Annotated in this window: 22 protein-coding genes; 9 read left to right on the forward strand and 13 right to left on the reverse strand. The window is 38.0% G+C overall.

The features are described from left to right. Positions 1 to 74: 74 nt before the first annotated feature. From EGI31_RS01190 to EGI31_RS01210, 5 genes are all read left to right on the forward strand, one after another. On the forward strand, positions 75 to 842 hold the full coding sequence (locus tag EGI31_RS01190; protein ID WP_255035291.1) for a 3-hydroxyacyl-CoA dehydrogenase: 768 nt from the start codon (positions 75 to 77) through the stop codon (positions 840 to 842). Positions 843 to 862: 20 nt separating this feature from the next. Continuing rightward, positions 863 to 1,975 carry an alpha/beta hydrolase family protein gene (locus EGI31_RS01195; RefSeq protein ID WP_255035292.1) on the forward strand — a complete coding sequence of 371 codons (1,113 nt, stop codon included), beginning with the start codon at positions 863 to 865 and terminating at the stop codon, positions 1,973 to 1,975. 24 nt (positions 1,976 to 1,999) lie between these two features. Continuing rightward, positions 2,000 to 3,106, forward strand: coding sequence for a 5-methyltetrahydropteroyltriglutamate--homocysteine S-methyltransferase (locus EGI31_RS01200; RefSeq protein WP_255035293.1), 1,107 nt, complete (start codon positions 2,000 to 2,002; stop codon positions 3,104 to 3,106). Positions 3,107 to 3,254: 148 nt separating this feature from the next. After that, entirely contained in the window at positions 3,255 to 5,036 is a 1,782-nt protein-coding gene (locus tag EGI31_RS01205; protein ID WP_255035294.1) for an acyl-CoA dehydrogenase family protein, read from the forward strand. Positions 5,037 to 5,038: 2 nt separating this feature from the next. Continuing rightward, positions 5,039 to 5,905, forward strand: a complete 867-nt coding sequence (locus tag EGI31_RS01210; protein ID WP_255035295.1) for an amidohydrolase family protein — start codon at positions 5,039 to 5,041, stop codon at positions 5,903 to 5,905. A 97-nt stretch (positions 5,906 to 6,002) separates the two neighbouring features. On the opposite strand, the gene pcaF is transcribed toward EGI31_RS01210, so the two are convergent. The 8 genes from pcaF to pcaH all read right to left on the reverse strand — a co-directional run bounded on the left by pcaF (position 6,003) and on the right by pcaH (position 14,007). Further along, a complete protein-coding gene (pcaF, locus tag EGI31_RS01215) occupies positions 6,003 to 7,211 on the reverse strand; it encodes a 3-oxoadipyl-CoA thiolase (protein WP_255035296.1) in 1,209 nt (402 codons plus the stop codon). A gap of 9 nt (positions 7,212 to 7,220) precedes the next feature. Beyond that, entirely contained in the window at positions 7,221 to 7,493 is a 273-nt protein-coding gene (locus tag EGI31_RS01220) for a hypothetical protein (protein ID WP_255035297.1), read from the reverse strand. A gap of 181 nt (positions 7,494 to 7,674) precedes the next feature. Continuing rightward, positions 7,675 to 9,021, reverse strand: a complete 1,347-nt coding sequence (locus tag EGI31_RS01225) for a 3-oxoacid CoA-transferase (protein WP_255035298.1) — start codon at positions 9,019 to 9,021, stop codon at positions 7,675 to 7,677. Between the two features lie 81 nt (positions 9,022 to 9,102). Next, positions 9,103 to 10,281 carry a 4-hydroxybenzoate 3-monooxygenase gene (locus EGI31_RS01230; protein WP_255035299.1) on the reverse strand — a complete coding sequence of 393 codons (1,179 nt, stop codon included), beginning with the start codon at positions 10,279 to 10,281 and terminating at the stop codon, positions 9,103 to 9,105. Positions 10,282 to 10,284: 3 nt separating this feature from the next. Then, positions 10,285 to 11,454: a bifunctional 3-oxoadipate enol-lactonase/4-carboxymuconolactone decarboxylase PcaDC gene (gene pcaDC, locus EGI31_RS01235; RefSeq protein WP_255035300.1), complete on the reverse strand. Its 1,170-nt coding sequence runs from the start codon at positions 11,452 to 11,454 to the stop codon at positions 10,285 to 10,287. Next, positions 11,447 to 12,757 carry a 3-carboxy-cis,cis-muconate cycloisomerase gene (pcaB, locus tag EGI31_RS01240; protein ID WP_255035301.1) on the reverse strand — a complete coding sequence of 437 codons (1,311 nt, stop codon included), beginning with the start codon at positions 12,755 to 12,757 and terminating at the stop codon, positions 11,447 to 11,449. Before pcaB ends, pcaDC begins: the two co-directional genes overlap by 8 nt. A 15-nt stretch (positions 12,758 to 12,772) precedes the next feature. Beyond that, positions 12,773 to 13,285 carry a peptidase associated/transthyretin-like domain-containing protein gene (locus EGI31_RS01245; protein WP_255035302.1) on the reverse strand — a complete coding sequence of 171 codons (513 nt, stop codon included), beginning with the start codon at positions 13,283 to 13,285 and terminating at the stop codon, positions 12,773 to 12,775. A gap of 14 nt (positions 13,286 to 13,299) precedes the next feature. Continuing rightward, complete coding sequence (gene pcaH / locus EGI31_RS01250) at positions 13,300 to 14,007, reverse strand: protocatechuate 3,4-dioxygenase subunit beta (RefSeq protein WP_255035303.1); 708 nt, start codon at positions 14,005 to 14,007, stop codon at positions 13,300 to 13,302. Between the two features lie 227 nt (positions 14,008 to 14,234). On the opposite strand from pcaH, the gene EGI31_RS01255 reads away from it, so the two are divergent. Genes EGI31_RS01255 through EGI31_RS01265 form a run of 3 tightly spaced genes read left to right on the forward strand, consistent with a single transcriptional unit; the run spans position 14,235 to position 17,612 of the window. After that, positions 14,235 to 15,107 (forward strand): helix-turn-helix domain-containing protein, encoded by an 873-nt coding sequence (locus EGI31_RS01255; protein WP_255035304.1) that lies wholly within the window; start codon positions 14,235 to 14,237, stop codon positions 15,105 to 15,107. 49 nt (positions 15,108 to 15,156) lie between these two features. Continuing rightward, positions 15,157 to 16,464 (forward strand): MFS transporter, encoded by a 1,308-nt coding sequence (locus EGI31_RS01260; protein WP_255035305.1) that lies wholly within the window; start codon positions 15,157 to 15,159, stop codon positions 16,462 to 16,464. Continuing rightward, on the forward strand, positions 16,461 to 17,612 hold the full coding sequence (locus EGI31_RS01265) for a glycosyltransferase (RefSeq protein ID WP_255035306.1): 1,152 nt from the start codon (positions 16,461 to 16,463) through the stop codon (positions 17,610 to 17,612). The genes EGI31_RS01260 and EGI31_RS01265 overlap by 4 nt, the downstream gene beginning before the upstream one ends. Here EGI31_RS01265 and EGI31_RS01270 read toward each other — a convergent pair. Together EGI31_RS01270 and EGI31_RS01275 are read right to left on the reverse strand one after the other, a co-directional pair. After that, positions 17,598 to 18,578, reverse strand: a complete 981-nt coding sequence (locus EGI31_RS01270) for a hypothetical protein (protein ID WP_255035307.1) — start codon at positions 18,576 to 18,578, stop codon at positions 17,598 to 17,600. The genes EGI31_RS01265 and EGI31_RS01270 overlap by 15 nt on opposite strands. Further along, positions 18,578 to 19,969 (reverse strand): MBOAT family O-acyltransferase, encoded by a 1,392-nt coding sequence (locus tag EGI31_RS01275; protein ID WP_255035308.1) that lies wholly within the window; start codon positions 19,967 to 19,969, stop codon positions 18,578 to 18,580. Before EGI31_RS01275 ends, EGI31_RS01270 begins: the two co-directional genes overlap by 1 nt. Before the next feature lie 98 nt (positions 19,970 to 20,067). On the opposite strand from EGI31_RS01275, the gene mnmE reads away from it, so the two are divergent. Beyond that, positions 20,068 to 21,399 carry a tRNA uridine-5-carboxymethylaminomethyl(34) synthesis GTPase MnmE gene (gene mnmE / locus EGI31_RS01280; protein ID WP_255035309.1) on the forward strand — a complete coding sequence of 444 codons (1,332 nt, stop codon included), beginning with the start codon at positions 20,068 to 20,070 and terminating at the stop codon, positions 21,397 to 21,399. Positions 21,400 to 21,464: 65 nt separating this feature from the next. On the opposite strand, the gene EGI31_RS01285 is transcribed toward mnmE, so the two are convergent. Genes EGI31_RS01285 through EGI31_RS01295 form a run of 3 tightly spaced genes read right to left on the reverse strand, consistent with a single transcriptional unit; the run spans position 21,465 to position 24,687 of the window. Then, entirely contained in the window at positions 21,465 to 22,310 is an 846-nt protein-coding gene (locus tag EGI31_RS01285) for a flavin reductase family protein (RefSeq protein ID WP_255035310.1), read from the reverse strand. Positions 22,311 to 22,319: 9 nt separating this feature from the next. Then, entirely contained in the window at positions 22,320 to 23,507 is a 1,188-nt protein-coding gene (gene fahA / locus EGI31_RS01290) for a fumarylacetoacetase (protein WP_255035311.1), read from the reverse strand. 22 nt (positions 23,508 to 23,529) lie between these two features. Continuing rightward, a complete protein-coding gene (locus EGI31_RS01295) occupies positions 23,530 to 24,687 on the reverse strand; it encodes a homogentisate 1,2-dioxygenase (RefSeq protein WP_255035312.1) in 1,158 nt (385 codons plus the stop codon). Between the last annotated feature and the right edge of the window lie 28 nt (positions 24,688 to 24,715).

The raw sequence follows: 24,715 nt of genomic DNA on the forward strand, positions 1-24,715 counted from the left end.
AATCAAAAATAAAATCCGTAAAATCTGCGTTGGAACATCCGTTTTATCAGCGTGCCATCCGTAAAAACAAAAAAATGAAAATACAAAATAAAACATTCGTAATAACAGGTGGAGCATCTGGTTTGGGATATGCTACTGCCAAAATGATTCTTGAAAACGGTGGAAATGCAGTCCTTTTGGATGTAAATGCAGAAGCTGGCGAAATAGCAGAAAGAGAATTGGGCAAAAATGCCTTATTTGTCAAAACCGACGTTACCAGCGAAGCCGATGTTCAAAACTCAATTGATACAGCCATTCATCATTTTGGTGCGATAAATGGCGTAGCCAATTGTGCAGGAATAGGCCCAGCCATGCGAGTTGTTGGTAAAAATGGTCCACATGCACTCGATTTCTTTTCTAAAGTAATCAATATCAACCTCATCGGCACTTTCAATGTATTACGATTAGCCACAAACGTGATGCAAAACAATGAGCCCAATGAAGGTGGTGAAAGAGGCGTAATTATCAATACAGCCTCTGTGGCAGCATTTGATGGGCAAATCGGTCAGGCCGCATACTCAGCTTCAAAAGGGGGAATAGTGGCCATGACTTTGCCGATTGCTAGAGAACTGGCCAGAATGGGAATTAGAGTAATGGCTATTGCCCCAGGGATTTTTGAAACTCCTTTATTGGCATCCATGCCTGATGATGTTAGAGAATCTTTAGGAAAACAAGTTCCATTTCCTCCAAGATTAGGTCAACCCACCGAATACGCAAATCTTGTAAAACATATCATAGAAAATCAGATGCTCAATGGAGAAGTAATCAGACTCGACGGAGCCATAAGAATGGGAGCAAAATAAAATTAAACCAACCTATAAATATGAAAAAAATTATAGCTCTTCTTTTATTTACAAATGCAGTTTTTGCACAAAAAATCGCTAAAATAGACTCTGGAGCAATAAATGGTGCTGCTTTCCGAATTGTTTTCCCTGAAAACTGGAAAGGAAAACTCGTGATGTATGCCCATGGATATGAGTTTATGGGGAGTCCTTTACAAAGTAAAAATCCGGAGTGGATTTCTAGAATGAAACCATTTACAGAAAGAGGTTTTGCCGTAGCAGCCTCCGACTATCGAAATCAAGGCCTGGCCTTGGTTCAAGGAGTCGATGATACCGAAGCACTTCGACAATATTTTGTGAATAAATATGGAAAGCCCGATTCTACTTTTATAGCGGGGCATTCTATGGGCGGTGGCATCACCATTGCTACCCTGGAGAATTTTGGTAAAAATTATGTAGGTGGCTTTCCTATGTGCCCATTGGCAGGCAGAATTTACCTCCAAACCAAAAAAGAGTTTGACCTGATAGCCGCATTCAATGCACTGTTTCCCGGATATATGCCCAGTTTAGGAGAAATATTAGATAAAAATCAATCAACCAAACCCGTACCCATGAATGTTGCGTTTGGCAAAGCCATGAAAATCAAAAAAGAGATTTTCGCCAAAGACTCACTACTTGCCGCCGATATTGCAGACAGATTTGATCTGAAACCCGACGATTTGCCTTTTGCTCTGGCTTTTGGCGAAAATGTACTAAGAGACATAGCCATCAAAGGTGGCGGAAACCCTTACGACAATACAAATACGCTTTATGGCGGATTCAGGGACAATCTCCAGGTGAATCAAAAAGTGGAAAGATTGACAGCAAACATTGCCCAAGACAAACTTTTTGCACAATATGACCGAACTGGAAATATAGACAAACCGACTCTGGCTTTGCATACGGTTTATGATCAACTCATTCCTGCCGAAATGGCAATTGGCAGATATGAAAATTTGATTCAAGAAAAAGGGAAACAGGATTATTTCACGGTAAAATACACGGATGGACAAGGGCACTGTAACTTTACAGAAGCACAAACCGGACAGGCATTTGACGAACTCAGAGCCTGGGTGAAAACAGGCAAAAAAGCTCAAGCAGGATACATAAAATAAAAATCTTAAAAAAAATATAACAGAATGAAAAACAACAATTTCAGAGCGGATCATGTGGGTAGTTTGTTAAGAACTACCGAAGTAAAAGAAAACAGAGATAAATGGAAAAATGGCCAAATATCGGCCGAAGAATTGAGAGAAATTGAGAATATCGGCATTACCGAAACGGTAAAAAAACTGGAGGCCACAGGCATGAAAGCCATTACCGACGGTGAATTCAGAAGAGACTATTTCCATCTTGATTTCCTCAAGGAACTAGCAGGGGTAACTGTCACCGGAGGTGTAGGAGGTGGACAAGCCAAAGTTGCCTCCGATGGGTTTACCCCGCCAGTATTAAGTGTAACTGGTAAACTTAAACACCAGCATGATATCCAGGTAGATGATTTTAATTTCTTAAAATCAATCGTTAAGGCCACTCCAAAAGTATCGATACCATCCCCTACCATGATTCACTTCCGTGGAGGTAGAAAATCTATAGATATCAATTCATATCCGGACATGGATGAGTTTTTCCATGATTTGTCAGTGGCTTACAAAGAAGAAATCGATCATCTTTACAAGGCAGGCTTACGTTATTTGCAATTAGACGACACCAATTTGGCCTACCTTTGTGACCCAAAAATGCGTGCAGCAGCAGCTGAAAGAGGTGAAGACCCGAATGAATTACCTAAAACTTATGCTGCATTGATCAATTCTGTTATCGACGGAAGACCAGACGATTTGACAGTAGGAATTCACTTGTGCAGAGGCAATTACCGCAGCACTTGGTTTGCCGAGGGAGGTTATGAGCCTGTTGCCGAAATTTTGTTCAACGAAATTAATGTGGACAGATATCTTCTGGAATACGATGACGAACGTTCCGGAGACTTTGCTCCCTTGCGTTTTGTTCCGAAAAACAAAAAAGTAGTTTTGGGAATCATTTCATCGAAAAAAAGAGAAATGGAGAACATTGATGACCTTTGCAAAAGAATTGACGAAGCCGCTCAATATATGCCATTGGAAAATATGTGTGTAAGTCCGCAATGTGGATTCTCTAGCACACACCACGGCAACGACATGAGCCAAGACGACCAATGGCGAAAAATGGAATTGGTAGTAAATACAGCCATAAAAGTGTGGGGCGAAAGCTGATTTGCTTGTGTTTTTATAGAACACAGATGACACGGATTTGACAGATTTTCACTGATTATTTTATTTGAAAGGTATTGTAATTTTTATTAAAAAATCCGTGTCAAATCCATAAAATCCGTGTTCCAACCAGTCACAAAATAAAATAAAGATGCAATTATACGCTAGACAAAATATTGATTTCATATTGCACGAAGTGCTGAAAGTAGAAGAACTCTGCGAGGATGATTATTTTAAAAATCATTCGAAAGAGACCTTCGATTTGGTGCTTGATATGGCCGATGAAATCAGTCAAAAAACTTCTTTACCTGCTTTTGTCGATAGCGATAGAAATCAGCCGCAACTGATTGATGGTCAAGTGAGCGTACATTCAGGTGTGCATACTTTCGTAAAAACATATGCTGAGGCTGGGATGATTTCTGCTACTTTTGATGAGTCCTTTGATGGCCAACAATTACCCAAAACGGTATATGCTGCATCAGAATACATCGGATTAAGTGCCCATAATAGCTTCATGATGTTCACCGATCTGGCCAATGGTTGTGCCAATCTGATAGCTACTTTCGGTACTCAAGAGCAAAAGGACCAATATGTCACTAAGTTACTATCAGCAGAGTGGCTCAGCAGTATGTGTCTTACCGAGCCTCAGGCGGGCAGTTCACTCTCCGATGTTGCCACTAAGGCCATTCCTCAAACTGATGGAACCTACAAAATTTCTGGACAAAAAGTTTTTATTTCTGCTGGAGACCATGACATTACACCTAATATCATTCATTTGGTTTTAGCCCGTATTGAAGGTGCTCCGGCAGGCGTAAAAGGCATTTCTTTGTTTATTGTGCCAAAGAATCGTGTGGATGATTTGCAGGTCTCCAATGATGTTACCTCTATAGGCATTTATCATAAAATGGGCCAAAAAGCTACGCCGGCCATGCATTTGGCTTTTGGCGAAAACGACAATTGTGTTGGCTATCTTTTAGGGGAACCCAATCAAGGTCTAACCCAAATGTTCAAAATGATGAACAGTGCCCGTTTAGGAGTGGGCATGACCGGAATCGCTTGTGCGTCGGCGGCATATCATCATTCTCTAAAGTATGCAAAGGAACGTATTCAAGGAAAACGATTGGATGAAAACCTTAAATTAGTACCTTCCAACATCATTGAGCACCCTGATGTAAGAAGAATGCTTTTCAAACAGAAAGCGATTGTAGAAGGCGGCTTGGCATTTATGATACAATGCTATTTTTACATTGATCAAACTCGTGTGAATCCAGATAGAAAAGCATATTTTGAAACTTTGCTTGAGCTCCTTACTCCTGTTGCCAAAACCTTTGGTGCAGAAATGGGAATTGTGTCTGTAAATCAAGGCTTGCAGGTCTTGGGCGGTTATGGCTATACTGAAGATTTTCCCTTGGAACAACTGGCCAGAGACGTCAGAATTTGCAGCATTTATGAAGGAACTACCGGCATTCAATCTTTGGCACTTTTGGGCAGAGAGATTTTTAGAAATGACAAAATTGCTCTGAAATATTGGTACTCTGAGGTTGAAGAAACTTTAGAGAAAGTCAGAAAAGAGCCTAAGCTTAAGATATTCCTGGATGATTTTGAAAAAAAACTGAGTATTTTCGATAAAGTCAACGAGCACTTAGAAAAGTTATCGAAAGAAAAAGATGTGGAAATATTCATAAAGGATGCCACTACTTACATGGAGCTTTTTGGATTATTAAATGTAGCATGGCAATGGCTGAAAATGTCGGAAATAGCCGAATTGAATATCCACAATAGCGATACCGAAAGCAAATTTTATCTTTCAAAAATCGAAACCATGAAGTTTTTCTTTAAATATGAATTAAGTAAAGTTGACCAATTAGCCGAAATTCTTTTTCAAACGGACAGCTTAACCATTTTTGACCCAAATACTGACCATTTAGATTAATCATGATAGATATAAAAAAAGTAATCGCAATTGACGTTCATACCCATGCTGAAGTATCATGCTGCCAACCTCATGATGACTATCGTCCTGAACTGGATGAGGCATTTGCGAAATACTTCAAATCAGACAAAAGGCCTACCATTCAAGAAACCGCCGATTTTTACAGGGATAATAACCTGGCCTTTGTGATGTTTACGGTTGATTCTGAGCACAATGTAGGCAAAAGAAGAATCCCAAATATCGAAGTAGCCGAAGCTGCTCTGAAAAACGACGATGTAATGATAGCCTTTGCGAGTATAGACCCTCACAAAGGCCGTATGGGTGCACGCGAGGCACGAGATTTAATTGAAAATTACGGAGTCAAAGGTTTTAAATTTCACCCAACGGTTCAAGGCTTTTATCCGCAAGATAAAATGGCTTATCATCTTTATGAAGTCATTGCAGAATACAAATTACCGATGCTTTTTCATTCAGGTCACTCGGGATTTGGTTCGGGCGTACGTGGTGGTGGCGGTCTGAGACTTGAATATTCCAATCCCATGCATTTAGATGACGTGGCAATTGATTTTCCGGATTGCCCAATCATTATTGCCCACCCAAGTTGGCCGTGGCAAGATGAAGCTCTTTCGGTAGCCATGCACAAGCCGAATGTTTATATAGATCTGAGTGGCTGGTCGCCAAAATACTTTCCAAAGCAGTTGGTACAATATGCCAATACCATGCTCAAAGACAGAGTGCTTTTTGGTACAGATTTCCCGCTAATTACACCTGAAAGATGGATGAAAGACTTTGCCGATGCAGGATTTAAAGAGGAAGTAAAACCTTTAATTTTGAAAGAAAATGCGATTCGGATGTTGGGGTTGAAGTGATTTTAAGTAGCATGCTAATTGAACACGGATGACACGGATATTAAAAATACCACGGATTTTACTGATTTCTAATTTCCATGGTATTTTTCTTCAAATCTCAAACCCTTTCCAAAACTACAGAATAACCCATGCCTACTCCCACACACATAGAGGCTAAAGCATATCTTTTTTTAGTTATTTGCAATTGATTTACAGCCGCTTGAATGATTCTTGTACCTGACATCCCAAGCGGATGACCAAGGGCAATGGCTCCACCGTTTGGATTGATTCTTTCATCATCATCAGCCAAACCAAGATTTCTGGAAACAGCCAAACACTGTGCTGAAAATGCTTCGTTAAACTCAATTACATCCATGTCAGCTAAAGTCAAACCTGCTTTTTGTAAAGCTTTTTGCGAAGCTCCAACTGGCCCAATGCCCATAATTCTTGGCTCCACTCCTACCACTCCCGAACTAACGACTCTTGCTTTTGGAACCAGATTATAAGATTTAACAGCATTATCTGAAGCAATAAACATAGCTGCAGCACCGTCATTCAGGCCTGAAGCGTTTCCAGCAGTAACAGTTCCACCTTCTTTTTTGAAAACTGGCCTTAATTTGGATAAAGTTTCTAAACTTGTGGCTCCTTTAACAAATTCATCCTTGGCGAACATGGTCACTACTCCTTTTTTGTCTACTAACTCAACGGGCACAATTTCTTCTTCTAAAACCCCATTAATCTGTGCAGTGAAGGCTTTTTGTTGGGAATTATACGCAAATAAGTCCTGATCTTCCCGACTTATATTATACATTTCAGCCAAATTTTCAGCAGTAACTCCCATGGCATCAGTGCCGTACAATTTATTCATCAATGGATTCACAAATCGCCAACCGAAGCTGGAATCAAACAACTGAACATCTCCACCGAAGGGCTTTGAAGACTTGCTCATCACCATCGGACCTCTAGTCATGTGCTCCATACCTCCAGCAATTAGTATTTCGCCATCACCAGCTTTTATGGCTCTGCTAGCATGAATAACTGCCGACATACCTGATGAACATAGCCTGTTGACCGTCTCACCTGGTATTGTAAAGGGCAAACCGGCCAAAAGCAAGGCCATGCGGGCCACATTTCTATTGTCTTCACCAGCTTGGTTATGACAGCCCAAAATAACATCCTCGATAGCTTCTAAAGGAATATTTGGATTTCTTTTTATTAATTCTTTGATTGGTATTGCCGCCAGATCATCTGCTCGAACTGAAGACAAACTACCTCCAAGACTCCCAATTGGAGTTCTGACTGCATCTATTATAAAAGCATCTTTCATTTTATTTCTTTATTTTGTTTTGTTGCCAAAAATATATAACCAAATAATTCTTGAAAGTCGAAAATTAAAAGGAAACAGAATTATCATAAAAGCGATGATGATCAAAAGGTTAGCATAATCGAACAACTCATTCCCGTACAACACGCATGCAAATATTACTAACATACCTTCCAAACTGGCCAAACCGTAGCTGACAAACATGGCTCCCCAATAAAAGCCATTTTCAGGAAAAAAGTTGTAATTGCAGTTTGGACATTTCTGATTCATCTCCGTTAATCGCATGAAAGAAAAAAGATTGTTATTAATGAAAACATAACCTTTTTTACAATTTGGACACCGGTTTTTAAAAATATTTACTAAAGACATCATGAGTTTTTTTATGAGGCAAAATTAGTCCTTTTTGCTCCTAAACTTCTGTTTAAATATTTTTTTACAATTCACAGAGAGTTATTCCGGTGAGTTATCATTTCAAATCAATATTAAATTTTGCACTGGTTTTTGCTTGAACTTCCTCTAAAGTGGCGTTTGGCAGTAAATCTATCAATGTTAAAACCCCATCTGAATAAGAAAACACCGCCAAATCGGTAATTATCATGTCTACTACACCAGAGGCCGTCAATGGCAATACACACGATGGAACAATTTTAGGTGAACCGTCGGAATTTGTATGGGTCATGGTTATGATCAACCGTTTTGCACCAACAGCCAAATCCATTGCTCCGCCTACGCCCAAAAGTGGCTTGCCAGGAACTGCCCAGTTGGCCAGATTTGCTGCTTCGTCGCATTCTAATCCACCCATAATGGCTACGTCAATGTGTCCACCGCGAATCATAGCAAATGATTCTGAGCTATCGAAATAGCTACTTCCATTGAGGGCAGTCACAGGAATTTTGCCGGCATTGACCGGATAATTCATAGCCCCACCACCGTCAGTTGGCATAGGCCCAACGCCCAACATACCGTTTTCTGTATGAAGGATGATTCCGTGCTCTTCAGTGATTAGATCGGCAACTAAAGTTGGGATTCCGATACCCAAATTTACAACATCACCTGATTTCAGTTCGGCCAATGCACGGCGAGCCATATTCATTCTAACCTCATCTACTTTTTTTGAGGACGATACCGATGCAGAAGTCCCCAGATCTTCCAAAGTAAGCGTAGCTTGTACCAAATAATCTACAAAACAGCCTTGAGTGTGCACGTTTTCAGGTACTATTTCACCAACGGGCACAATTTCTTCTACTTCAGCAATGACCAAATCTGCAGCAGTTGCCATAGCTTTATTGAAGTTATTTTCCGTCATGCGGTATTGTAAATTTCCAGCCGTATCGGCACGCCACGCACGTATGAAAGCTACGTTACCACGAATGCCTTTTATGAAAACTTGCTCTTCACCATCGATGATTTTGGTTTCACGACCTTCGGCAATCTTGGTTCCTGCCGAAGTTTTGGTGTAGAAACCACCAATACCAGCACCGCCCGCACGAATGGCTTCTGCCAAAATACCTTGGGGTAGGAGTTCTGCTTCTACCAATCCCGCCTGAACGGCCTTTACAGCATTCGGATTTGATGTAAAAAACGAACCAATTACTTTTTTTAACTGACCATTGGCCAATAATCTATCGCCACCCAATCCAGGTTCGCCCGTATTATTTCCAATAAAAGTTAAGTTTTTAGTACTTGTTTCTGCCAAAGCATGCATCAAATGCACTGGATTACCTGTCATACCAAAGCCACCTTGAAGGAGGATATCTCCGTCTTTTACAAATTTAACCGCCTCACTTAAACTTAAAACAGGGACTTTTTTCATATACTTTTTCCAATCGATTTTTAAAACAATTTAAATTTTATAGTTCCCCCTTCGGGATGGTCCGACGATTCGGTTACGGGTCTAAAACGCCTCAAATGGCAATCCCACATAATTTTCTGCAATCGTTGTTTTATATGCCTCTGAGATAGTAATATAATCAAACTTTGCTTTTTGTAATTGGTACTGAAAAGAACCATGCTCATCTTGTTTGTGAAACAGAGTAGTCATGAAGTTTGAAAAATCTTGTGCTCTCCAAATTCTTTTCAAGGCTTGACTGGAATAATTATCCAACGTTTTAATCGAATCGTTTTTATAATAATCCACGAGTCCGTCTACCAAATGTTTTACATCTGCCACGGCCAAATTTAAACCCTTACCGCCAGTAGGAGGAACAATATGTGCTGCATCGCCTGCCAAAAACAGCCGCCCGTATTGCATTTTATCAATAAAATAACTCCTCATAGGCGTAATGCTTTTTTCGAATATTGGCCCTGAATTTAGCTTCCAGTTTTCAGTTGCCAATCTTAATGAAAGTTCCTCCCAAATTCTTTCGTCTGGCCAATCTTCTACTTTTGCGTAATTGTCTACCTGTATATAAAGTCTACTTACGGTATTTGATCTCAAACTATGCAAAGCGAAACCCCTCTCATGATAAGCGTAAATGAGTTCTTCGGAAGACGGAGCCACATTGGCCAATATACCCAACCAACTAAAAGGATACGTCACTTGATATTCACCATAGCTATCTTTAGGCATAGTTTTTCGGCCTAAACCATGGAAACCATCACACGCCGCCACAAAATCACATGATAAAGTATGACTTTCACCTTCGAAAGTGTAGTTTATTTTGGGATTTGAAGTTTCTATATCGATTATTTCAGTTGCCTCAGCTTCAAAAAACAATTTCTCTCCGTCACTTTGCCATACATCGGTCATATCTTTTACTATTTCCTGTTGGCCGTAAATCGTAATATTTCTACCACCTGTAAGATTACCAAAAGGGACCCTAATCCTGTGATTATCAAAATTTAAATAAACTCCGTGATGCTCCTGTCCTTCTTTTAATAGCCTATCAGCTAAACCAAGGTCTTTAAAAATATCAACTGTATTTTGCTCCAAAAGACCAGCTCTAACTCTAGATTCTACATATTCCCTACTTCTATTCTCTAGAATCACGGATGAAATTCCATGTTTTTTCAACCAATGAGCCAAAGTCAATCCTGCCGGCCCCGCTCCAATAATTCCTACTTGAGTCCTCATGTTTTAATAATTAATATCATTTTCTATAAAAACTTCCAAAGCCAAATGAAATGCGTCATTTGCAGCTGGTAATCCACAATACAATGCTGATTGCATGATAACTTCCTTGATTTCATCCACCGTAACTCCATTATTAAATGCAGCCTTTACATGCATTTTAAATTCAGCTGGCCTGTTTAAAGCTATTAACATCGCCATAGTAATTAGGCTTTTATTGTGTTTAGACAAACCTGGTCTTGTCCAAATTTCACCCCAAGCATAATTGGTAATAAAAGACTGAAAATCAGCATTAAAATCATTGATTTTGCTATTGGCTTTATCGACATGGGCGTCCCCCAAAACACTCCTGCGAACGTGCATGCCCTTGTCAAAAGTTGATTCCCCTACAAAAAAATCTATTAAAACTCGGGCATACTCTTTCGGTAGTTCAGTTGCGGCCAAATGTCTTGCATGCAAAACTTTCAATCTTGATTTTGGTATTTTTGAAACTAAAAATTCAGCCTGCTCAATGTTTGTTACCGGGTCTTCATCACCTGTAATTACAAGTGTTTCAACATTCATATTTTGAAGTTGATTTCTAAAGTCGGCATCACGAATGGCACAGCAACAATTAGAATAGCCTACTATATCGCTTCTCAAAAACATAGCTTTAGTTTCAGCTACTTTTTCAGGTTTCTGACTTCTAAATTCTTCTGTAAACCAACGCTCTATGGTATCGTCGACAATAGCCTGCATACCGTTTTTACCTATGGTCTCTATACGGCCATTCCAACGTTCGTCATTACCTATTTTTGCTCCGGTATTACTTAAAACTATTTTTTTGAAGCGATTTGGGTGATTTATGCCAAGATATTGCCCAATCAAACCGCCCATCGAGAGACCGCAGAAATAGGCCTTTCCTATTTGGAGCTCATCCATCAAATCAATAACATCTCTACCTAATTGCTCTATTGAATAGCCCTCTAGGCCTATACTATTTTTAGAACTTCCGTGCCCACGTGTATCATATTGTACTATTCTGAAATAGGGCAAAAGATAGGGAATCAATTCATCCCACATCATCATTTCAGAACCTAATGAGTTTGAAAAAATTAGTACGGGGCTATTTGGAGTACCTTGTATTTTGAAAGCCCTCATACCCCCATCGGGGGATTTTGAAACATTATTATTCATACTTTTTTAATAAAGCATCCACTATCTCCACACTATTTCCAATCGAATTTTCAGGATTAAATAACCCATCCATGTTCTCTATTTCAACATTATTCTCTTTCAAAACTTCTTTCAAATGTTTATTTTTAGAGATTGCTGATTTACATGCTTTTTCAACCAGTTCATGAGCCTGAATTTTACCAATTCTTTTCGCCAAAGCTAATGATACATTTTCGGCAAAAATTAACCCCTGACTAATTTCAATATTAGCCAACATTCGCTTCTCATCGATTTCCAAGCCAGAAATCAGCTCAATTGTCTTTTCTAGACTACCCGCCGTAAGACAAATTATATCAGTAAGCACTTCCCATTCTGCATGCCAATTACCTGCCGAACGCTCATGTTCCTGAATCATCGATGAAAGCATACTTCCTACCAAATGTGGTACTCTTGTAGCGTTGGCCAAAATTGCTGCACATGTCACTGGATTTCTTTTATGAGGCATGGTGCTGGAGCCGCCTTTTCCCTCGGCAGCACCCTCAAACACCTCTCCTACCTCCGTTTGCATCAATAGAGAAATATCCTTTGCAATTTTACCTAATGTACCGCTCAAAATACCCAAATTCGTTGCCAATTCATTAATGTTATCCCTCTGAGATTGCCAAGAATAAGCATGATTTAGCTTTAAAATTTCAGCAAAAGTTTGTCTAACTTCGTGTGTAAGATTTGAGTTTTGACTTCCTACCGCACCAGCAAGTTGCATTACCAAAAGCCTAGATTTCATCTCGCACAAACGCTCAATGGACCTACAAACACCTTCTAACCAAGCACTTGTCTTTAACCCAAAAGTTATAGGACGAGCTTGCTGTAACAATGTACGGCCAACCATTACGGTATTTTTGTGCTTTTCTGTTAATTTGGCAAGTTCGACTTTTAACTTTAACAATTTTTCATCTAACCAATTAATAAATTGACCGATCTGCAAAACTGTGGCCGTATCTATTATATCCTGGCTGGTTGCACCTAAATGAACAAATTTGGACGCCTCAAAATCACGATTTTTTACAGCTTTTGTCAATTGTTTCACCAAGGGAATGGCGGCATTTCCTCCGAGTTTTATTTCTTTTTTGAGTTTGGAGATATCAATGTTTTCAGGAGTACAACAGCCAGCAATAATTTTGGCATATTCAGTGTCAAAAATACCATGAATAGCCTGAGATCGAGCCAACGCTGCCTCTACATTGAGCATGGCTAGAATGGCGTTTCGATCTGAAAAAAACTCATTAACATCTTGACAATAAAACAACTCAGAATATAAACTCATAATTATTTTATCCGTTTAAATATCAAAAAACACGGTTTCATTTTCTCCCTGCATATGTATGTCGAAATGATAATAATTCTCTTTTTTCTGAGCTACTAGTGTATTTTTTCTTTCAACTGGAACCAGTTTAAGAGCTTCATCAGAATCATTATTTTCTTCATCAGAAAAATAGATTCTGGTATAAGAATGAATCAATTGCCCTCTCATAAATAAAATGACGGAAAGAAACGGGGCATTTGTGCCAATCGGCTTTGGCTTTGCTGTTTTGAAAACAAAACTATGGTCTTTTTCGGTACCAGTTCCAAATCTCCCGAAAAGGTTATTTTGATTGTCCCAAATCTCCAACATGGCGTCTGGAATCACATTTCCTTCTCCGTCAAAAACTTTTCCTTTTATTGTAATGGGATTGTCGTCTATAGAAACCAATTCATTCTGAGCCAAGCTTTTAAAATCGTATAAATATTGCTCTGGAGTGAGGCCATAGGCAAAATACGGCCCTACTGTCTGCGATGGTGTCTGCTTTAACATGATGTTTTCAAATTTTAAATTTTCTCAAATGGAGTAGTCTGATGCCCCCTTAGTACAAAATCGAATCTATAACCTAAAGCAAAATCAGGTTCAGTGGCATCCAAATCAAATTTAGAAATCAGCAAATCTCTACCTTTGGGTGGAACCCCAAGAAAAATAGGATCGTACTGCAAAAGCGGATCTCCCGGGAAATACATTTGTGTTACCAATCTATTGGTAATATTCGCCCCAAAAAGTGAAAAATGTATGTGATTAGGCCTCCAGGCATTATAATGATTGCCCCAAGGATAAGCTCCTGGCTTGATGGTGTAGAACTTGTAATTGCCATTTTTGTCTGTCATACAACGCCCTGCACCCAAAAAATTTGGATCAAGAGGGGCATCATGCTGATCCACCTTGTGCACATAACGTCCACAAGAATTGGCTTGCCAAATTTCTATCAATGTATTCGGAATAGGTTGTCCATTTTCGTTAAAAACAGTACCATGAACCACTATACGTTCGCCCAAAGGTTCACCATTTTTAATTGAATTCTTGGTTAAATCATGGTCAAATTCTCCCAAATTAAAGTCTCCGAAAACCGGCCCTGAAAGTTCAGCCAAAGATTGTTTAAGAAGAACAAGAGGTTTGGTTGGAGCTCGAAGAATGGTTGATTTGTAGTCAGGCGACAACCTAGGTGGATGCACCTCCATGTCAAATGGATTATAAATCAATTGACTCATAAACTTTGTATTTAAAATTGAACGATGAGCCCAAAGGTATCCAGAAAGTATAAGTTTTTCTTGGACAAATTAAAATTTTGTTTGTATATTTATAACATCATTATATCTATACTGAAATAGTAAAAGGAAAGCACATCCGACAATAATAACCTATAATGCTAATATTCAATTATTTATTTAGAGAAAGCTCAGAGGCACTACCGCAAATTTAAAAGCACATTTATAACATGAAAGAAGAGCTGATTATTTATAATGGACTTTATGGGGACAACAATAATTCACCAATGCTCGAATTCATTCATTCCGAGGCCTTGGAGTCAAGAAGCAAGATGTACAATTGGGAAATCAAAGAGCATTTACATACTGATCTTGCACAGCTTTTTGTAATTGAGAAAGGTGAAGGAATTTTGATCTCAGAGAAGACAGAAACCAAAATAACCGGCCCAAGTATGATTTACATCCCAACAAATACCTTGCACGGCTTCGTTTTTAGAGATAATGTAGAGGGAGAAGTAATAACCTTTGCCGATTCATACCTCGAAAATAACTTTAAAAATAACCAACGAATTGTGTTTGACTTAAGTCGTCTTCAATGTTTTAATTTTGAAAATGAAAGCATAGAATTTCACCAAATAACGACATTAAAACAAATGATAATAAAAGAACTAAGTGAAGAAAACATCGAAAAACGCACTTTCATTTATGCTTTATTTCAAACCCTTTTCTTAGTTATTTTCAGAATTAATCAAAAAAAGAAATCAATTACAGAAGTAACTGACAATAAAACCTTAGCATACTTTCAAACTTTTCAAAAAAGCATAAAACAAGGCTTTTCTGAAACTAAAACTATAAGTCAATATGCAAAAGAAATAGGTATCACCACCATGCATTTGAACAGAGTTTGTAAGTCGATAGTTAACAAATCGCCTATTCAAATTATCCATGAAAAAGTGGTATCCGAAGCTAAAAAATACCTTTTAAACACTACATATTCTATTTCAGAAATTAGCTATTTCCTGAATTTTAATGATCCAGCGTATTTTACGAGATTATTTAAGAAAAACGTAGGTGTTTCGCCGAGCGATTTCCGAAAGACCTAAAATGGATTTTTATTCTTAATTTTGTAACAAAGCTTTTAAAACCCTATACATGAATTTTATCAATAACAAAAGAATCTGGAATGCGTGGTCAATGTACGATTGGGCAAACTCAGTGCATAATTTGGTCATTACCACTGTCATTTTCCCGATTTATTACCATGCCACAGCGGTAGGAGTAGATGGAAGTGACAAAGTCCTTTTTTTCGGATTCGAAGTCAATAATAACTCTCTCTATAGCTTTACAATATCAGCAGCGGCCATGACCTTGGTGCTTTTATCGCCCATTCTTACATCTATCGCAGACTATTCGGGCAGAAGAAAAATGTTCATGAAGTTCTTTTGTTATTTAGGAGCCGCCTCATGTGCCTATTTTTATTTTTTCACCAAAGAAAGCCTTAACAGTGTGATGATAGCATTTGGGCTCTCTATAGTTGGCTGGGGAGGAAGTATCGTTTTCTACAATTCATACATCCCGCAAATTGCGACAGAAGATAATTTTGACAAACTAAGTGCCAAAGGCTTCGTATTTGGCTACATTGGTAGCGTTATACTACTAGTATTTAACCTATTAATGATTCTTAAACCAGAACTTTTTGGACTTTCAGAGGCGGATTCCAAATCGGGATTAACTTCAAGAATAGCCTTCCTAACAGTGGGTATTTGGTGGTTTGGATTTGCTCAAATTCCGTTTTATTTCTTACCAAAAGACAACAGCAAAAAGTTTGAGCTTAGTTGGATAAAAAAAGGAATAAAAGAGTTGCGTTCGGTAATCATTGAAGTAAGACAAAACAAAATTCTAACCAAGTTCCTTACCGCTTACTTTACTTACTACTTGGGTGTAATGACGGTAATTTATGTAGCCACTTTATTTGCCGAAGACGAACTCAAAATACCTCGTGATGGCCTGATAGCCACACTCTTAGTTATACAATTGGTAGCTATTCCTGGAAGTTATTTAGCTTCTTATTTATCCAAGAAATTTGGTAATTCTGTGGGCCTAAGAATTCAAGTTTTCATATGGTTTTTGGTGCCACTCGGTGCCTATTTTACCACTACCGCTACCCAGTTTTATGTCATTGCAGGAATGGTGGGCTTGGTTATGGGCGGCATTCAATCGCTTTCACGTTCCACTTTTGCCAAATTGATTCCCGAAGACATAAAACACACGGCTTCGTATTTTTCGCTTTATGATATTTTGGAAAAAGCATCCATTACAACAGGGACCTTTATTTTCGGATACCTCAATGCCATAACCGGCAGCATGAGAACCTCCATTTTATTCCTAATGGTGGCCTTCTTCTTAGGTTTTATACTATTGATGAGAGTACCTTCTAAAACAGTTTATCACGATAAATGAGGATTTTAATTACGGATTTAAACATCAAATTGGATGGGCATAAATTTGGCTATGTCAGCAATTTATTGAAATATATTGAAGGCCTAGACACTGATAATGAATACTTTATTCTGGTAAATTTTTCTAGAGAATTTAAACTTACAACCAATAAACCAAACATTAAAATTCTCACGACTACCGAGGAACAACAGCTTGTCATTACATCACAAAAACACTATTTCCAGAAGTCTGCGGAAGAATGGAAAATCATACATCAAGAATGCCTCCATAAGGAAATCAATCATCTTGTTTTGATGGAATTAGACCCTTATCAGGTTGAAATAGGCAAAACAAAAACGAATTACAGCATTGCTGGTATTTGGTTTAGACCTTATGCAAGAATGAAAAAAGAAGGCCCAGGACTAAGGAATCAAATTGTTTTCTGGAGAACTATTTTGCAGAAAAAACTGACCATCAAATGGGCTCTGATGAATAAAAACCTAAAAAAAGTATTTATTCTCAACGACGAAGCCATGCCGAATTGGCTAGACAACAGACGGTATTTCTACCTTCCAGACCCCTATTTTGAATATCAAACTATTGAAAGCTTTGACCTTCGAGAAAGATATATTATACCCAAAGAGAATTTGATTTTGCTTCAGTTCGGCAACATGGACGAACGCAAAAACAATGAAAATATCATTGCTGCCTTGAATAGTTTAGATCCAATTAAAGCACAAAAAATCACTTTAATCATAATCGGAAAGTTCAAAGACGGCTATCTGGAGAAAATCAAGAAGCTGATTCCTGAAAATGCAAAATATCAAACCATTATAAAAGACGAGTTTGTGAGTGATGAAGAGATGGAGTCCACCTTTAAGCAGTCAGATGTGATTCTAAGAATGAACATCAATTTCTTTGGTTCGAGTGGTATAGTTGGCCAAGCTGCAAATCACAATAAACCCTGTATTGTATCCAACAATGGCGTAATGGCCGAACAAGTAGAAAAATATAAACTTGGAAGTATCATAGACCCTTATGATATCTACGCCATTAAAGACAGTATTGTTTTCTACCTAGAAAACCCTAACGAAAGAAAAATTGACGGCTCATTTTACAAACAGACGCACGATTTAGAGGCTTTCGGAAGTACTTTACTGAATGTTTAACAATTTCTCATTTACCTTATCTACCCAAATTTGCTGGCCCTCACAGTCCCAGTGTGAATCGCCTTTCAGATACATATTTTTCTTAATTAATTCCTGATATACACCAATTACAGGCATTTTAAGATTATTGTTTCCTTCGATTCTCTCTATCAAATGATTGTATTCACCCAAATCCTGGGCTAAAATACTGGCCTTATTCGGAATAATGCTTAAATAAACCTCGTCAAATCCCAAACCTTTGTAATAATCATAAGTAAGGTTAACATTCTTAACCATAACCTCTATTTCGCTTTCCTGTATTGCATCAAAACAACTACTGATACCTGGATTTAGATCCAAATAATAGAGCAAATGACCATTATGAAGTTTGACCTTTTCGTCCGTTTTCCCAAAAAGCCAAAGGTTTAATTCAGCCTTGAATTCTCTAATTTTCATCATAAAATCTGAGCCAAAAAGCAGAGATTCGTGCATCTGAGTATTGTATGGCACCTTGATTCCCAGCAGTTTGTCCTCCAAAGTTTGCTCACTTACTATTTCCTTTCCGGTAGACACATCCCAGTTTTTCCAAGGTTTCTGAAAACGTTCTCTAAAATGCCTTTCCACCGTCTCGATAACCAATATTTTCTTGCCTGACTTAAGAGCAAATCCTTTATTTGGTTCGGCCACAAAACCTCTCAAATAGGTTTCGGTCGCAAAATTATCACCTGCCAATCTACCATCTTCGGTAAAACTATCTCCTGCCAAATACAAAGCCACATTTGACTTCTTACCGGTAAAATTTTGATCACACTTTTCTACTTTTTCTCTAAATTCACCCAAATTTGACATCCGATACAAATCGCCGTAACGATAGTCATCTTCAACTATATGGTGGTCATAGGCATACTTCGAGACAGTTTTGGAACAACCCAAAAACCAAAGAAATGCGAATAAAATGAGCGTGACATATTTAAGTATTTTCATCATCAAAATTGGAAATATATAAATTGATTGGAAGAAAATATCCCGAAGAAATAACAAACCAAAATCAGACCTACAAACTTGGCATAAAACAAGGCCGTGTTTTGCGTTTCAATCTCTTTTACGAAAATATCTTTCAAGAAAAGTATAATCATCAATATCCAGCAAAAGACGAACTCGTTGGTCGTAAATGGCATGGAAAAGCTATCATAACTACTAAAATCAAAGATTTTGGTGAGGATAATTTTGGAATTATACAATCCTTTGGCTCTAAAAAACACCCAAGTAATCATGACAAGCACAAACGTAAAAAGAATGGAAAGAAATGTATTTTTGGGTAGTTTAAACGGCAAATACTTATCACGGATCATGGCCAGCACCAAGTAAGTCCCATGCAGAGCACCCCAAATAATGAAAGTCCAAGCTGCACCGTGCCACAAACCACTAACCGTAAAAACTATCAAATAATTGACGTATAATCTGCCCGAACTGACCCTACTACCACCTAGAGGAATATACAAATAATCTCTAAACCAAGTAGATAGCGAAATATGCCAACGCCGCCAAAACTCTGAAATACTCTTGGAAAGATAAGGTGCGTTAAAGTTCAACATGAGATCATAACCCATCGTTCGAGCAGCTCCAATGGCGATGTCAGAATAACCAGAAAAATCACAGTAAATTTGAATGGTAAAAAACACAGTCGCCAAAAGTAGGGTTAAACCCGAAAATTGGGTAGGATTATCGTAACAATAATCCACCATTATCGAAAGCCTATCTGCAATTACAACTTTTTTAAACAGACCCCAAGCCATCAGCATCAGGCCAGATTTGAGCTTTTCGAAATCAAACTTAAAATAGGTATGAAACTGTGGTAAAAGATTTTGAGGACGCTCGATTGGTCCTGCAACCAACTGAGGATAAAACATCACATAAAGCGAATAAACTATAAAATCCTTTTCAGGCTTCTGATTTCTTCTATACACCTCTATGGTATAGCTCATTGCTTGAAATGTATGAAAAGACAGCCCAATGGGTAAATCATACGGGTAATCATGAAAAGGATTTTCTACTCCAATTAACCCAAGAGCAAGTGAAATGTTTTTATTGATAAAATTCCAATATTTGAAAAAAGCTAAAAAACCTACATTGCTAATCAAACTGAGAATCAAAAGAGATTTACGTTTTTTACCTTCAGACTGACTAATCCAAATACCTGCAAAGTAATCTACAATGATGGTTACGAGTAAAATAAGTATATAAACTGGCTTAAAAACCAGGTAAAAATAACTGCTAGCCAAAAGCAAAAGCCAAACTCTACCCCGGTGTCTTAGAGAAAAGTAAAGAATTGTGACAACTATGTAGAAAAAAACAAATTGAAGGGAATTAAAAAGCATAAATGGGCTTCAATGGGTTTGATTTAAGTTCAAAATTAATTGAATTGTCTCAATAAAAAACCTGCTTTTGACTTATTTTTGCATAAAAATAAAAGCATTTGAATCAACAAGAAACCATTTGTGCTCTAGCAACTCCCCAAGGAATCGGTGCCTTGGCCATCATCCGAGTGTCTGGACCAGAAACATTCAGGAACGTCAATAAAATCTTTAGAGGCGTGGATTTAGAAAAAGCCAAAGCCAACACCATACATTATGGAAAAATAATGGATGGTGAAAGGATGATAGATGAAGTCTTGATAAGTGTTTTTAAATCCCCTAAAAGTTTTACAAAAGAGGATTCTGTTGAAATATCAACTCACGGAAGCGAATACATAGTTAGATATGTACTTAAACTTCTAATAAAAAGCGGTTGCCGCATGGCCAATCCTGGCGAATTTACACAGAGGGCTTTTTTAAATGGGCAGTTTGACCTAGCTCAAGCCGAGGCTGTTGCAGATTTGATTTCTGCAGATTCGGAAGCTTCTCATCAAATTGCAATCAATCAACTAAGAGGTGGTTTTTCGAAAAAACTAGCCATTTTAAGAGAAAAATTGGTGCATTTTGCTAGTTTAGTTGAACTTGAACTCGATTTTGGTGAAGAGGATGTTGAGTTTGCTGACCGAGATGATTTGAGAGCTTTGATAATCGAGCTACAATCTCAGTTAGAGCCGCTAATATCCTCCTTCGAAAGTGGAAATGCCATAAAAGAAGGAATTCCAGTTGCTATCATCGGAGCTCCAAATGCTGGTAAATCAACCCTCTTGAACGCTCTACTTAATGAGGAAAAAGCCATTGTAACGGACATCGCCGGAACTACGAGAGACGTAATAGAGGATATCGTTTTCATTGAAGGTCAAAAATTCAGATTTATCGATACTGCGGGCATTCGGCACACCGAAGATATTATAGAATCGATGGGCATCGAACGATCAAGAAAAGCCATGCATACTGCAAAAATAATTGTCTTCTTGTTTGACAATGAGGCAAATAAACTTTTTTTAGATCAACTAGAAAAAGAAACCACAAACGCAGAAATTCTTTGGGTACAAAATAAAATAGACCTCAATCAAGACTTTGAATCCAAAGCAGATGTTAAAATTTCTGCCAAAAACGACATTGGAATAGAGGATCTAAAAAAAGTACTATTAGCCAAAATAAAACTCCAAAGTAGCCAAGACACCACAGTCACCAACCTCCGCCACTATGAACACTTACTGAAAGCCAATGAAGCCCTAACAGAAGTACTTAACGGCCTTGATTTGGGAATTACTGGTGATTTCTTAGCCCAAGACATCCGACTTTCATTGCATCATTTGGGAGAAATTACTGGAACAATTACGACAGAAGACCTGCTTGCTAATATTTTTGGAAAGTTTTGTATCGGAAAGTAATACCAATATGGTGCTTTAAATATCAAAAAAAATCAAATCAATTAAGGTAGCAAAAATTAATACCTTTATTGGCTAAGCAAAGCCATCCAAGCTTCTTTTATCTTGCCATTTATTAAAAAAACTTTGGCCATTTCTTTGTAATTGGCATTTGGATTTTGAAACATAAAGTCGTTAATTTCTTCCACTGAGGGCAGTTCTTCGATGTTACCTAATCTGCCTAAATCATTGCCAGAAAATGATGAATCGTGTTTGATGAAATCAGGAATGGCATCAACACCTATACCTTTATGAATACTGGGTTTGGCAACTTCAAATAAGGCATCGCCTGAGGCTCTAACATACCAATCGCCTCCCAAACGTGCTACCCAATCTGTTTTGGTTTGATCTATTTTGCCATTTTCGTCCAAAATATCCTCAGAAAAATGTGCCAAAACGATTTCACAAATAACTAAGTTTGGAGAACCGCCTTCCTCACTCATTTGTACGACTTGTTTCACTTTACACTCAAAAGCAGCTTTCGATTCTAGAACTCTTGGTGGTTTCACCAAAACAGAAGCAGCCTCAGTAAATCCACTTTTTACAAATTCGTTGATTCCTTTTTCATATTCGCAACTCGCCAGCGACATTTGTTCTACCATGGCAAAATCAACCATATTAATGACCACCTCATCGTGTTCCAGTACATTTTCGAGGGTATGTTTTTGACTGCCATCTCTCACACGTCTATTGGGTGAAAAAATAAGTGTTGGCGGATTGGTACCAAATACATTGAAAAAACTAAATGGACTCAGATTCACATTTCCGTCTTTATCAATAGTTGAGGCAAACGCAATAGGTCTTGGAGCAATTGAGCTTTGTAAATATCCATGCAAAACTGCAACGGAAACTTCTTTGGGATTGATAGTTAGCATAATTAATAATTACTTCGAAGGTAATATGGTTGTCCTTACTTCTCCAAAATCAACACTATAATCGCCATTAAGGGCATATCCTTTTATTACAATGGTATCGCCATCTTCTAAAAATGTCCGGGTGCTGCCGTCTGGCAATGTAATGGGATTTTTACCACCCCAACTTAGCTCCAATAATGAACCATAACTATCAGGCGTTTTTCCTGAAATAGTACCCGAACCCATTACATCACCAACATTGAGATTACATCCATTTACCGTATGATGAGCTATCTGCTGAGCCACCGTCCAATACATATTTTTGAAATTTGACCTGCACAATAATACTTCGGTCTGTGTTTTATCAGCATTTGGAATAAGGTAAACCTCCAAAGTGATGTCGAAATTTTTGCGATTTTTCTCTTGTAAATAAGGCAATACCTCTGGATTTTGAACCTCGGCATCTACTCTAAATGGTGCTAATTCTTCAATTGGAACTACCCATGCACCAATTGACGAAAAGAAATTCTTTGCCAAAAAAGGCCCCAGAGGAACGTATTCCCATCTTTGAATATCTCGTGCAGACCAGTCGTTAAACAAGCTAAATCCAAATACATATTCTTCAGCTTGATTAACATCTACGGCATTTCCAATTTCATTGTTTTTACCAATGATTGTAGCCATTTCTAATTCTATATCAAGCCTTTTGCTCTCCGAAAAGCCGGGTAGCGTTGTATCGCTGGAATTGACCTGACCTTTTGGTCTATGAAAGTTTTGACCTGACACAAATATAGAACTCGATCGCCCATGATAGGCCACTGGCAGGTGCTTCCAGTTAGTTAAAAGTGCATTGTTTGGATCTCTAAACATGACGCCAACATTGTAAGCATGCTGCTCTGATGAATAAAAATCTGTATAATCTCCTATTCTAACAGGTAAATGCAATGAAACCTCTTCATTAGAAACTACACAAGATGAGAATTCCTCAAGATTTATGTTTTTTAAAATTTGAATTACTGCATTCGTTTTGTCTTTGCCAAGACTGATAAAGTCATTGAGAAAATCATTTTCAAATACAGATTGATCAATTTTTAAGTCTTCAAAAACATTCTTTCCGGCTAAAAGAAAAAGGTCAACAATTTGCCCTTGAATTTTGGCTGCCAATCGTTTCGGGTTATCTTTAATACTATAAATGCCAAAGGCGATTCCTTGTTTCATTTTCTATTTTTTTGTTTTTTTCCTATTCCAACCAACTCTTGTAATATTTCCCATCATCAATTTTCAAAGCATCTTCTGTTATACTTAAAGGTCTGAAAGTATCTATCATTACCGCCAACTCTTCTGTTCCAGTATGACCGATACTTCGCTCATAGGCTCCTGGTGCGGGGCCATGTGGTATACCTGCCGGATGCAATGTGATATGGCCTTGCTCAATGTTGTTTCGGCTCATAAAGTCACCATCTACATAATACAACATTTCATCACTATCTATGTTAGAATGGTTGTACGGTGCAGGAATGCTCAGTGGATGATAATCATACAATCGTGGTACGAACGAGCAGATTACAAAGGCCTTTGTTTCAAAAGTCTGATGCACCGGTGGTGGCTGATGTACACGGCCTGTGATGGGTTCAAAATTGTGAATTGAAAACCCATAAGGAAAATTATATCCGTCCCAACCAATCACATCAAAAGGGTGTGTTGGGTAAAGCATTTCGTATAAAATCCCTTGTTTTTTGATTTTTATAATGAAATCCCCTTTTTCGTCGTGGGTTTCAAGGTCTTGGGGTAATTTTAAATCACGTTCGCAAAATGGTGATTGCTCTAACAGTTGGCCAAAATGATTTCTATATCGTTTGGGTGTATAAATCGGATGAAAACTTTCAGCATATAAAATGCGATTTTGTTCTGTATCGAAGTCTATTTGGTAAATCATACCTCTTGGAATGATGAGATAGTCTCCATACTCAAAAGCGATATTGCCGAGCATGGTTCTCAAAGTACCACTGCCTTGATGTATAAATAGCATTTCGTCGGCATCTACATTTTTATAGAAGTATTCACGCAATGATTTTTTTGGTGCTGCCAAACCAATATGAATATCTGAATTCACCAGAAGTGGGGTACGACTTTCTAAAAAATCATCCTTCGGTTTTACCTCAAAACCTTTCAAAAGGCGGGCTTTCATGCCTTTTTCAATGGCTATTTTAGGAGAAACGTCTTTTTCTGATAAAATCTCCTTGACCATAGTAGGCCGATGAATTTCGTATAGAAGAGATGACATACCATCGAAGCCAATTGTTCCAAACAATTGCTCATAATATAGCCCACCATCAGTTTTTTTAAACTGAGTATGTCGCTTTTGGGGCATTTTGCCTAATTTATGATATAAGGGCATATTGAATTTATTTGACTTTGATACATAT

This window comes from Lacihabitans soyangensis, assembly GCF_024343775.1.
Lineage (GTDB): Bacteria > Bacteroidota > Bacteroidia > Cytophagales > Spirosomataceae > Leadbetterella > Leadbetterella soyangensis.